Here is an 11235-nt window from a genome sequence, read left to right on the forward strand (position 1 = left end):
CCCCATCGGCCGGTGTGGAGGATGCCCCGAATCCTCCACACCGGCCGCCCGGTGCCGGCCGGCCCCCGTCGGTCAGGCGCTGCTCAGCGCTCCGGCCGGGGCCGTCAGGCCCGGCAGATCTTGACGTCGGGCTGGATGTCCAGCTTGTTGAACACGTTGTCCACCCGACCGATGCCCGCCTTCTCCTCGATGGAACCCGCGTTGATCAGCTCCAGGAAGGCGTTGACCACCTTCACCAGGCCGGCGGGGATGCGGTAGCCGACGCCGTACTCCAGGAACAGGCCGAGCTGGGTGCTGCGGCACAGCGCGACCGGCGCGCCCAGGGCGGAGCCGACGGTCAACCCCACCGTGGCGGTGACCGTGGCGTACAGGCCGGCGGTGAACCCGAACGCACCCAGGCCGGCCCGGAAGGCGGCCTGATAGTGGACGATGATCCCACTGACGCCGACCGACGGGCCGTAGATGGAGTCGGTGATGCTGTTGCGGACGGTGAGGTTCCACGGCTTCGTGACGCCGAAGGCGCCGTCGGCGTAGCCGAACCCTAGTGAGCCGCCCAGCGACCACTCGCCGGCCGCCTTGATGTTGCCGTCCCTGGCGCTGAATGCCGTCTGCACGCCGATGAGCTGATTGGCGGTGACGGAGAACGGAACGCCGAGGAGCTCGCCGACGGGCACGCTGAAGTCCAGCGGGATCGGGAGGCGCTTGTTGACGTTCTGCCCCTGGTCGGTCGCACCCGCGATCTCGATGCGCAGCCCGGCCATGCCGTCGATCCGCAGCTCCGCCCGGCGGATCGCCCCACCCCGCAGCTCCAGGTGGAACCGGGCTGACGGGCTCTTCATCAGCAGGGTCACCGTGCCGGCGATGCGGATCCCGCCGCCGTCGTAGCTGAACCGCGCGCCGACCCCGCCCGAACAACAGATCGGGGTGACCGCGAACCCGGCGACCCCTCGTGTGCCCGCCGGTCGTACCGTCCCGTCCGGACGCGTGCCGGCCGCTCGCCGCGACCGGGTGGCCGACGCGGGCCGGCCCCCGGTCGCCACCATCGCCGCGGTCGCGGCGGACGGCACGCCGGCGACCGGTGTCGTCGATCCGCCGCCACCGGCCCCGGCCTCGACGTCGTACTCGGCCCAGAACGGCGTGCCCGCGTCGTAGCGGGTCGGACTCTCCAGGGAGACCGGGCGGTCGGTGGCGAAGGTGCCGTCGCGGATCACCTCGGTGATGTCCACCGGCCCCAGCGTCACCGCCAGGTCGTCCCCCTCGCGGCGGACGTCGAGCACCCTGCCGACCGCCCGTCCGGTGAGGAACATGACCTTCCCCGGGGCGAGCCGGTCGGCGCCGCTGGCGCCGGGGTCGATGCGCCAGGTGAGCGCGTCCTCGGAGAGCCCGCGCACCGACCCGCCACCGCCGCCAACGAACACCACGTCCGGCTGGTAGGTCACCTTCTCGTCGGGCGCGGGCGCCGCCCCGTACCGCTGGTCCGCGCCGCCGCCGGGCGGACCGGGTGGCGTCGGGTCCGCCGCATGCCGATCGCAGGCCGCGAGCAGCGACAGGGTCACCCCGAGCAGCACCGCCACCGCTCGGCGACGCCGGGATCGGGCTGCCACCATGTCCGTCCTCCTCGGCCGGCTCAGAGCCGGCCGGCGGCCGTACGGGCCACGGCTTCCAGGGCCGAGCGGTACGTCGCCGGGTCCTCGCTGCGCACCAGCCGGACGCAGGCCCACACGCCGGCCTTGCTGACGAAGACCGTCCCGTCCTCGGCGTACGCCTCGTCGCCCGCCCCGCTGATCGGGGTCAGCTTGTGCCCGAGTTCGCGGTCGATGTCGAGGAACTTCTTCGCGCCGTCGCCGACGTACACCTCCACCTGCGCCGTCGGGCCGGTGACCGGGCCGGTGTAGGTGCAGGTGTCCCGGTCCGCCGCCGCCTTCTCCAGCGGGTCCTCCAGTGGGGTGCCGGCCAGCTTCTCGGCCTCGGTCTTGGTGACCAGGGCGCAGGCGTCGACGGCCGGCGCGGCAGGCGACTCCTCAGCCGACGCGGCGGCCGACGGGTCGCCCTGCCCGGTGGCCGCGACGCTCGGCCCGGCACCGGCCACCGGGGCGGCCGGGCCGTCGTCCGTACCGCAGCCGCCGACGGCGGTGAGCGTCAGCACCGCGGCCGCGGCGGCGAGGATCTGGCCGCGTCGCCGCCGGCCGGTTGCGAGGTGGGTCATCGTGGCTCCACTTCCGGTCGTGGGTTCGGCATCACAGCGGGAGGGCGTCGAGCACCTTGCGCAGCGTCGGCTCGTATCCGCCGGAGCTGGCACCGATGCGCTCGAAGCTGCTCAGGATCACGGTGAAGCTGCCCTTGTCACTGATCACGACGGCCTCGCCCCCGATGTCCTTGACGGCGAGGTACGCCTTGCGGCCCTTGTCGACGTCCTTCACCTCTCGGTACGCGGCCGTCGCCTGCTGGCGCTGGTAGTCGTAGGTGGCTTCACCGGCGATCGGGGAGGCGGTGGTGACGGTGAGCGCGGCGACGCCCCGGCCGTCGCCGAACAGGCAGGTGCCCTGGTCCTCCATCGGCTGGCCGACGATCTCGGAGACCTCCGCGGCGGTGAAGGGGCACTCCGGCCGGGGCACGTCGGGCAGGTCGCCGCCGGCGTCCACCTCGACGCCGGCCCCGGCGGCCGGGTCGGCGCCGCCGGTGTCGTCGGGGCCGCAGGCGACCAGGGGGAGCAGCAGCAGCAGGGAACACCACACGGGTGCGATCAGACGGCGCACAGTCATGCTTCCTTCGTCAGATCCGGGTTGTCGGGGCCGTTTCGCGGTGGATGGATCCACCGGGCCGGGATCAGCCGGTCGACCCTCCATGCCGCGGCTGCGGCGGCCGCGGCCACCACCTCCGCGTCCGGGCCCTCGACCAGCGCGATCACGACGTCGTCGGTCGGCAACCGGACGGCCGCGACCAGCCGGCAGCCCGGGGTGCCGAAGGCCGGCATCTCCTCGTCCGCGCCGGGGGAGCGGTCGTACTGCTCCAGTGCGAACAGGTAGCCGGCCATGACATCGAGGCTAGGTTCCGGCGGGCGGCGAGGAATCGGGCGTTTCCCTATGCTTGCGCGTCGGCCCTGGTCATCGCGGCACCCAGCTCCGCGCGGGTGGAGATGCCGAGCTTGCGGTAGACCCGAGCGAGGTTCGCCTCGACGGTCTTCGGGCTGACGAACAGTTCGTCGGCGATGGCCCGGTTGGTCCGCCCGCGCGCCGCGAGCTGGGCCACCCGCTCCTCGGTGGCGGTGAGGTGCCGGGGCGTCGGCGGGCGGCCACCGACGCGGGCCAACTCGGCCCGCGCGCGGTCCGCGAACGCGGCCGCGCCGATCGCGGTGAACTCCGCGACCGCCGCCTCCAACGCCTGCCGGGCCGGCAGCTTGCGGCGGGCCCGCCGGTGCACGATCCCGGCCACGAACAGGCAGCGGGCGCGGTCCAGCGGCAGCACATCGGGCGGTACGGCGTCCCGTGCGGCCGTGAGCGCGTCGAGCGCCGCGCCAGCGTCGACCCCGGTGGCGCTGTCCAGCAGCGCGCGGGCCCGGGCGGAGCCCAGCATCGTCCACGGACGCGGCAACCGACGGTGTCGGGCGGTCAGCCGGTCCAGCACGGTCGCCGCCAGGTCGAGGTCGCCCGTACCGACGCACGCCTCGATCCAGTCCGGCTCGAACCGCATGGCCAGCGGCTCCACCAGCCCATTCGCGTCGATCGTCGCCGCCAGGTCGGTGTAGGCGGCGGCCGCCTCCGCCATCCGGCCCGCCGAGAGCGCCACGAACCCGGCCAACTGCTGGTGGATCCGTCGGCACCAGTCGTCGTCCAGGTCGTCGGCGAGCCGCAGGCCGGACTCGGCCACCCGGGTCGCGTCGGCCAGCCGACCCCGGTGCGCGTCGAGCAGCGCGGCCAGCCAGGTCTCACCGACCAGGCCCGTGCCGAGCTGGTCACCCAGCTCCCGGGCCGCGGTGATGTGCCGTTCGGCGTCGTCCCACCGCCCGGCCAGCAACTCGGCCTCACCGAGGTGGGACAGCAGCTCGTGTTGCAGCGGCTCGTCGCCCCGGGCCTCGGCCCGGCTCAGCATCCGGTGCAGCCGCTGCCGGGCCCGCTCCGCGTCGTCGATCGACTTCCACCAGATCGCGGGCACCGTGCTCGCCAGCCACGCCGGTTCGTCGCCCTCCAGCGTGAGGGCCCGGTCCAGCAGGTCGGTACGCGGCGGCCGCCCGAGCCGTACCTCCTGGAAGAAGAGCAGGACCAGGGCGGCGGCGAGCAGGTCGTGGTCGCCGTCGCGTCCGTCCAGCAGCGCGGCGGCGGCCTCGGCGTGCTCCCGGGCCGACTCGGTGTGGTCCTCGAAGACGGCTAGGTGGGCATGGATGCGGCCGGCCAGGGCCGAGCCGGGTGGGGCCGCCGCCAGCGCCCGGGTGCCGTTGTCCACCGCCACCCGGCTGGCTTCACCGCCGGTCCAGGCGAGGATGGCGCGCAGCAGCAGCGACTCGGCCCGTACCTCGCCGGTGAACTCGGCCGCGACGGCGTCCGCCGCCTGCCGGGCTGCGGGGAAGTCGCCGCTGTCGAACCGGCAGCGAGCCGCCGCGAGTCGCCGCTGGCCCAGGCGGACCGGGTCATCGACCGGGGTGAGCTGGCTTGCGCGGTCGTGCAACTCCGCGGCGAGTTCGGGTGCGCCCCGGCTGTGCCAGCGTGCCGCGGCGGCGGCGAGGGTGTCCGCGACCACCGGGTCCGGGTCCGTCACGCAGAGCGCGAGGTGTCGGGCCCGCTCGTCCGGATCGGCGAGCAGGTCGGCGAGCTGGCGGTGCAGCCGGCGGCGGACCCCCGGCGGGATGCCGGCCCGGACGGCCGCCGCGTACACCGGGTGGGTGAACCGCACGCCGCTCGGCGTCACCACGATCAGCCCGGCCTCCTCGGGCGCGTCCAGCGCGGCGCTCGACACCCCCGCCGCCGCCAGGTCGGCCAGGGTGGGCACGGTCAGCAGCGCGGCCAGCCGCACCGCCGTACGACCGGCCAGAGGCAGACCGGCGAGGACGTCCGCGAGAAGGTGGTGCATGGACGCGGCCACCGGCAGGTCGTCGCCGGGTGCGGGCTGGCGGGGCAGGCGTTGCACCGCGCGGACCACCTCGATGGCCAGCAGCGGATTGCCCTCCGCCTCCCGGACCACCCGGACCAGCATCGGCCGGCTGAGCGTGACGCCGAGCTGCCCGCGCAGGACGTGGTGCAGCGCGCCGACGTCCAGTGGAGGCACCTCGACCCGGCCGACCGGGCCGCCGCCCTGGCCCTCGTCGAGACCGAGCGGTACGTCGTCGGGTGTGCCCTGGTCACGCCGCCGGCTGACCAGGGTGGCCAGGCCGGTCACCCGGCGCAGCGCGTACCGCAACGCGCGTTCGCTGGGCCGGTCCAGCCAGGGCGCGTCGTCGACCGCGAGGAGCACCGTCGGGTGGGTGTCCGCCGCCGCGGCGGCCTCCAGCAGCGACCGGGTGGCCGCCCCGACCACCCGTACGTCGACCGCCTCGTGGGCGTCGCCGGAGAGGAGCACCACCTCGGCGGCGACCCGCTGGGGCGGAGGCAGCGTGGCGACCCGGTCGGCGAGCGGGCGGAGCAGGTCGGCCAGGGCCGCGTACGGAAGCTCGGACTCGGCCTCGGTGGGCGCGCAGCTCAGCACCAGCCACCCGGCCTGTGCCGCCTGTGCGACCAGGGCCCGCCACAGCTTGGTCTTGCCGATGCCGGGGGGCCCTTCCAGCAGCACCGGGCCCGGTCGGCTCAGCAGCTGCCAGGCCCGGTCGAACACCTCGTCCCGCCCGACGATGGCGCGTCGCATGGGGGGATTCTGGCACCCGACGATGTGGACGGGACATCCCGCCAACGGGTGAACGGGTACGGCCGCGGCGGGCGCCTCGGCCCCTCCGCAGCCGTCCCGAGGCGGTCAGCCGAGGCCGATCCGCACCGGCTCGTCGGTCGGCCCGCCGGGCAGGCGCACCGTCACCCGGCCGTCCGCCGCCGCGACCGTGCCCCGGCTCGTGGTGACCGGCCGTTCGGTGGCCAGCACCACCACGTCGTCGCCCTGGGTGGGGCGCAGCAGCACCGCGTCGTCGTCGGCACGGACCAGCTCGCAGGTCGTCTCCACCAGCGTCGCGTCGCCGACCCGGATCCCGTACGGCAGGATCAGGCCGGTGCGGGCGGGCACCCGGAGCCGACGGCCGCCCAGCACCGGTGTGCCGTGCCAGCCCAGCGTGACCGTCACGGCCGACGGCGCGACGTTGACCAGGTGCAGCAGCCGTTGCCCGGCCGGGTCGACGGTGGAGGTCGCCACCAGGCCGGGCGCGTCCGCCCGGGGGTCGAGTCGGGGCCGTACGCCCAGCCGGCGCAGGGCACCGCGCCAGAAGTCGAGGTCGCAGGGCACGTCGGCGGCGACCACCACGGCCCGGCCGGCGCCGTGCCGGACCTCGACGGCGCACGGCTCGCCGGAGCCGACCTCGGTGAGGATCGGCTCGGCGTCGGTACCGGCGAGGTGCTGCGCGTAGCCGACCCGCACCTCGGGCCGGCCGGACGCCCAGTCGTGCCCGACGATGGACGGGAAGTAGTGCGGCCCGCCCTCGACCCGTCCGGTGGCCCGGAGCCCCAGCGCGTCGGCGAGCAGCGTGCAGGGGGTGCCGTCGTGATCGCGCTCCGGCAGCACCCCGTGCAGCAGCAGCCCGCCGCCGGCGTGCAGGTGCGCGACCAGTCGTTGCTGCACGTCCCGCCCCAGCGTCGCGGCGCTGGCCAGGGCGATCACACCGGTGGTGGGGCCGGGCGACTGCAGATCCAGCGCCGGGAAGGAGAAACCGGCCAGCAGCAGCGCCCGGGCCAGCACGTCGCGCGGGCCCATGCCCCGGAACCGTTCGAGGTCGGCGACCTGCTCGGCTCGGGACGGCGAGGCCGGGTGGTGGTACTCGGTGAGGTAGTGGTCGGGGACGAAGCCGAGCGCCAGCCCGTCGTTTTCCTCGTCGGAGTCGGCGAGCAGGTCGGCGACGCCGCGTACCGCGTGCAGCGCGCGTTTCGCCGCGTCGAAGGTCGGGTTGAGCAGCCCCTCCGGGCCGACCGGCGCGGCGAATCCGTGCCGCTCGCCGGTGAAGGCGATCCGGTCGTTGCCGTCGCCCACCGGCTGGGCCAGCGGCGGGTTGTGTCCGCCCGCGAAGAGGTAGAGGTTGAGCAGGCGGTTGCCCTGTGCCACACAGAGCCGGGTCTTCAGCTCGACCGCCTCCGGCGGGTAGAGCGTCGACAGGTCCTCGCCGTAGTCACCGTTGCCGGCCTCGAACTCGAGCGAGGTCAGCGGCTGGTCGGCGTCGTGCACGGCGGCCAGGAACGCGTTGCCGACGTACAGGTCGGCGACGTTCGTGACGGTCAGGTCGCCGAGGTAGTAGTCGGAGCCGGAGGTCACCTGCGGCTGACCCCGGTAGGACTCGAAGAGCTGGCTGATGCCGATCGGGAAGGTCCGGCCGCGTCCGCCTCCGGTGCCGTGCACGTTGATCAGGAACGGCACGTCGCGCACTCCGTGTCGCTCGGCGCTGGCGCGCAGCTCGGCCACGTAGCGGCGGTACCGGTCGCGCATGTAGCGGCCCAGGTCGTCGTGCACCGCCAGGGACCGCTGTTCGGTCGGGGTGCGCAGCGCCGCCGCCCAGGCAGCCGGGTCGCCCGCGTCAGCGCCGAGCCGGTCGGCGGCGGCGTCCTTGCCGTACCGGTCGATCGCCCAACGTCGCAGGTCCTCACACAGCAGGTCGGTGAGGTCGGGGGAGTTGGTGACCCAGGAGAGCATGCCGATCTCGTTGTCCAGCTGGACGGCGATCACCGGCCCACCCCGACCGGCCAGCCGCTCGGCGATCACCGGCATCACCTCGGCGTACCAGCCGTCGGCGGCGGCGAGGAACTCCGGGGCGAGGTAGTCGATGGTGCGGGTCGTGATCGGTGCGCCGTCCCAGGTGGTCGGCAGCAGGTGCGGGTGCTCGTCGTACACCCGGTAGGGGATGCCCTCGTTCTTGACCTCGGCCATGATGAACGGCCCGGGCCGGACGACCGCGTGCAGTCCGCGTTCGTGGGCCAGGTCCAGGAAGCCGGCCAGGTCCCGCTGCTCGTGGGTACGCCCCGTGAGGTCCACGGTGCCGTCCGGCAGCTCGTGCCAGAGCCACGGCACGTACGTGGCCACCGTGTCGGCGCCGCACTCGCGGAGCCGGTCGAGGCGGTCGGCCCAGTCCGCTCTGGACAGCCGGAAGTAGTGCACCTCCCCGGCGAGCAGCAGGCGGGGCCGACCGTCGATGACGATCCTGCGGTTCTGGAGCAACACTTCGGACATAAGACCTGTCTCATCCTCTCGGCGGGCATCTCGGGCTGTGCTCTTGTGATCTGCCACGAGCCTGCTTATGGTGCCTGAAACCGGTTTCTGTTAACCGCACGTTACGGATCGAGGGGACCATGGGCAACAGTCGGATCACGGTTCGGGAGATCGCCCGCCTGGCCGGAGTGTCCGTGGCCACGGTCTCCCGGGTCTCCAACGGCACCGGCCAGGTGTCGGCTGACCTGCGGCAACGGGTCCTCGACGCGATCGAGCTGCACGGCTACCGACCCGACCATCTGGGCCGGGCGCTCGCCGCCCGCCGGCACGGCGCGCTCGGGCTGGTCTTCCCGGGCCTGTCCGGCCCCTACTTCAGCGAGCTCATCCAGGGCTTCGAGTCCGAGGCGGTGCCGGCCCGGGCCAGCGTGCACATCCTCTGCACCCACCTGCGGGAGGACGCCGACGCCCAGGTGCTGGAGATGGCCCGGCGGGTCGACGGCATCGCGGTCATGGGCGGCACCATCTCGGAGGCCGTGCTGCTCCAGCTCGCCGACCTGGTCCCGGTGGTCGTCCTGGCCGGGCCCGGGCGCGACGCGGTCCCGTCCGTGGGTGTGGACAACTGCGCGGCGATGGGTGGCCTGACCAGACACCTGCTCGCCGAGCACGGCCTGCGCGACCTGGCCTTCGTGGGCACCCCGGAGGGGTCACCCGACGTGAGCCAGCGCTGGGCCGGCTTCCTCGCCGCCCACCGGGAGCTGGGGCTCACCCCGCCCACCGAACCGGTCCGGGTGAGCATGCAACAACCGGACGGAGTGCTCGCCGCCGAGGAGCTGCTGCGTGACCGCCGGCCTCCGGAGGCGATCGTCTGCGCCAACGACGAGGTCGCGCTCGGCGCTCTCGTCGGCGCCCTCGGCCGGGGCCTGCGTGTGCCGCAGGACCTGGTCATCACCGGATTCGACGACGCGCCCATGGCCGCGCTCGTCTCCCCTCCACTCACCACCGTCCGGCAGCCGGTGCGGGAGCTGGCGGCCGAAGCCGCCCGGCTGCTCCTGCGCGCCGCCGACGGTCCCGGCGCCCCCGCGCCGGACAGCATCGTCCTCCCCACCGAGCTCGTCGTGCGCCGCAGTTGTGGCTGCTCGACCGCGACCCCCACTGGAGGTACCGGCAAGTGAAGAGATCCAAGCTCGTCCGGACTGCCGCGCTGGCGGCGGCGTTGGCACTGGCGGTAACCGGTTGCACCGGTACGGAGTCGGCATCCGGCCCCGGCACCGACGGTCGCATCGCGTTCCTCGACTACGGCGACTTCGGCGGTGGCAGCAACCCGCAGGCCAACTACAACCCCTACCTCGACGCCACCCGTCTCGGCGCCACCGAGTACGTCTTCGAGCAGCTGATCGCCTACGACAGCTACGGCTGCCAGGCCAAGCCCTGGCTCGCGACACAGTGGACGTGGACCGATCCGCAGACGCTGGTCTGGAAGCTGCGCGACGGGGTGACGTGGAACGACGGCAAGCCGTTCAGCGCCGAGGACGTCACGTTCACCTACGACATGCTCAAGCAGCACAAGGCGCTGGACACCAAGGGGATCTGGCGCTACCTCAGCGCGGTCGAGACGACCGACCCGCAGACCGTGACGATGCGGTTCACCCAGCCCGGCGCGGCGGCGTTCACCCTGTTCGGCGAGATCAAGATCGTGCCGAAGCACGTCTGGTCCGCCGTGGGTGACCCGGTCACCTTCACCAACGCCGAGAAGCCCGTCGGCACCGGCCCGTTCACGGTCAAGGCCTTCAACCCGCAGCAGCTCACGCTCGGCCGCAACGCCGACTACTGGCAGGCCGACAAGGTCAAGGTCGACGAGCTGCGGTTCCACAAGGCCGACGGCGGCGGTCAGATCGACCAGCTCAAGCTCAGCCGCGGCGAGTACGACACCAACGCCATGTTCGTGCCGGACATCAAGAAGGCGTACGTCGACCGGGACCCGGAGCACAACAAGTACTGGTTCCCCTCCGGCGGCTCGATCAGCGTCTACCTCAACCTGACCAAGGCGCCGTTCAACGACACCGCGTTCCGCAAGGCCCTGGTGCCCGCGTTCAACCGGCAGGAGATCGTCGACAAGGCGCAGCTCGGCTACGTCAAGCCGGCCAGCCAGACCGGCCTCGTGGTGCCGGGGCAGGCCGGCTGGCTGCCGAAGGACCTGCCCAACCAGGGCGTGGCCAGCTACGACCCGGCCAAGGCCGACGCCGACCTGACCGCCGCCGGCTACCCGAAGAACGGCGCCGGCAAGCGCGTCGGCAAGGACGGCAAGCCCATCGCCTTCAGCTTCCGGGTGCCGGGCTCCTGGACCGACTGGGTCCAGGCCCAGCGGATCATCGTGGCCAACCTGAACGCGCTCGGCTTCACCGTCCGGGCCGAGACGCCCACCCCCGAGGCGTACGAGAACGACCGGGCGATCGGCAACTACGACGCCCTGCTCGGCGTGCACGGCGGCAGTTGCAACATGTTCCGCAACTTCCAGGAGCCGCTGGCCAGCGACCAGTCCGCGCCGATCGGCAAGAAGGCGGTCAGCAACTTCGTCCGCTGGAACGACCCGCGCACCGACCAGTTGATCGCCACCCTGCGGACCGCCACCGACGAGGCGGCCCAGAAGACGGCCGTCGCCGACCTGACCACGGTCATGACCGAGCAGGTGCCGGTGATCCCGCTCTGGTACGGGGCCAAGTGGTTCCAGTACCGCACCGCGAAGGCGACCGGCTGGCCGAACGAGCAGAACCCGTACGCCGCGCCCAGCGACAACCTGCTCATCATCACCCACCTGCAACCCGCCGGGACCCCCGCCAAGTAGCCGATGGCCGGCCGGCGCCGCCCCGCCCCCCCGCCCCCCCCGCCCCCCCGCGGGAAGGGCCCCGTGGCCGACCT

Annotated in this window: 8 protein-coding genes; 2 read left to right on the forward strand and 6 right to left on the reverse strand. The window is 73.6% G+C overall.

Going from position 1 to position 11235, the window contains the following annotated elements:
• Positions 1-104 precede the first annotated feature (104 nt).
• From AB0K07_RS13470 to AB0K07_RS13495, 6 genes are all read right to left on the reverse strand, one after another.
• Positions 105-1607: a hypothetical protein gene (locus tag AB0K07_RS13470; RefSeq protein ID WP_363754706.1), complete on the reverse strand. Its 1503-nt coding sequence runs from the start codon at positions 1605-1607 to the stop codon at positions 105-107.
• A 20-nt stretch (positions 1608-1627) separates the two neighbouring features.
• Positions 1628-2206: a hypothetical protein gene (locus AB0K07_RS13475; protein ID WP_363754708.1), complete on the reverse strand. Its 579-nt coding sequence runs from the start codon at positions 2204-2206 to the stop codon at positions 1628-1630.
• A gap of 31 nt (positions 2207-2237) precedes the next feature.
• Entirely contained in the window at positions 2238-2762 is a 525-nt protein-coding gene (locus AB0K07_RS13480) for a hypothetical protein (RefSeq protein ID WP_363754710.1), read from the reverse strand.
• Positions 2759-3034 carry a hypothetical protein gene (locus tag AB0K07_RS13485; protein WP_363754712.1) on the reverse strand — a complete coding sequence of 92 codons (276 nt, stop codon included), beginning with the start codon at positions 3032-3034 and terminating at the stop codon, positions 2759-2761. The genes AB0K07_RS13480 and AB0K07_RS13485 overlap by 4 nt, the downstream gene beginning before the upstream one ends.
• 47 nt (positions 3035-3081) lie before the next feature.
• The gene (locus AB0K07_RS13490; protein ID WP_363754714.1) at positions 3082-5832 is read right to left on the reverse strand and encodes an AAA family ATPase; all 2751 of its coding nucleotides are present in this window, start codon (positions 5830-5832) and stop codon (positions 3082-3084) included.
• A 105-nt stretch (positions 5833-5937) separates the two neighbouring features.
• Positions 5938-8340 (reverse strand): beta-galactosidase, encoded by a 2403-nt coding sequence (locus tag AB0K07_RS13495; protein ID WP_363754716.1) that lies wholly within the window; start codon positions 8338-8340, stop codon positions 5938-5940.
• A 119-nt stretch (positions 8341-8459) separates the two neighbouring features.
• Here AB0K07_RS13495 and AB0K07_RS13500 point away from each other — a divergent pair, with 119 nt between their 5' ends.
• A complete protein-coding gene (locus AB0K07_RS13500) occupies positions 8460-9491 on the forward strand; it encodes a LacI family DNA-binding transcriptional regulator (protein ID WP_363754718.1) in 1032 nt (343 codons plus the stop codon).
• Positions 9488-11161, forward strand: coding sequence for an ABC transporter substrate-binding protein (locus tag AB0K07_RS13505; protein WP_363754720.1), 1674 nt, complete (start codon positions 9488-9490; stop codon positions 11159-11161). The genes AB0K07_RS13500 and AB0K07_RS13505 overlap by 4 nt, the downstream gene beginning before the upstream one ends.
• Positions 11162-11235 lie beyond the last annotated feature (74 nt).

It is taken from the genome of Micromonospora sp. NPDC049301, from assembly GCF_040678715.1.
Classification (GTDB): Bacteria; Actinomycetota; Actinomycetes; order Mycobacteriales; family Micromonosporaceae; genus Micromonospora.

Bases quoted from the DNA above. Each gene is read 5' to 3' on its own strand.
- AB0K07_RS13470 (WP_363754706.1), bottom strand. From the start codon at position 1,607: ATGGTGGCAGCCCGATCCCGGCGTCGCCGAGCGGTGGCGGTGCTGCTC.
- AB0K07_RS13475 (WP_363754708.1), bottom strand. From the start codon at position 2,206: ATGACCCACCTCGCAACCGGCCGGCGGCGACGCGGCCAGATCCTCGCC.
- AB0K07_RS13480 (WP_363754710.1), bottom strand. From the start codon at position 2,762: ATGACTGTGCGCCGTCTGATCGCACCCGTGTGGTGTTCCCTGCTGCTG.
- AB0K07_RS13485 (WP_363754712.1), bottom strand. From the start codon at position 3,034: ATGGCCGGCTACCTGTTCGCACTGGAGCAGTACGACCGCTCCCCCGGC.
- AB0K07_RS13490 (WP_363754714.1), bottom strand. From the start codon at position 5,832: ATGCGACGCGCCATCGTCGGGCGGGACGAGGTGTTCGACCGGGCCTGG.
- AB0K07_RS13495 (WP_363754716.1), bottom strand. From the start codon at position 8,340: ATGTCCGAAGTGTTGCTCCAGAACCGCAGGATCGTCATCGACGGTCGG.
- AB0K07_RS13500 (WP_363754718.1), top strand. From the start codon at position 8,460: ATGGGCAACAGTCGGATCACGGTTCGGGAGATCGCCCGCCTGGCCGGA.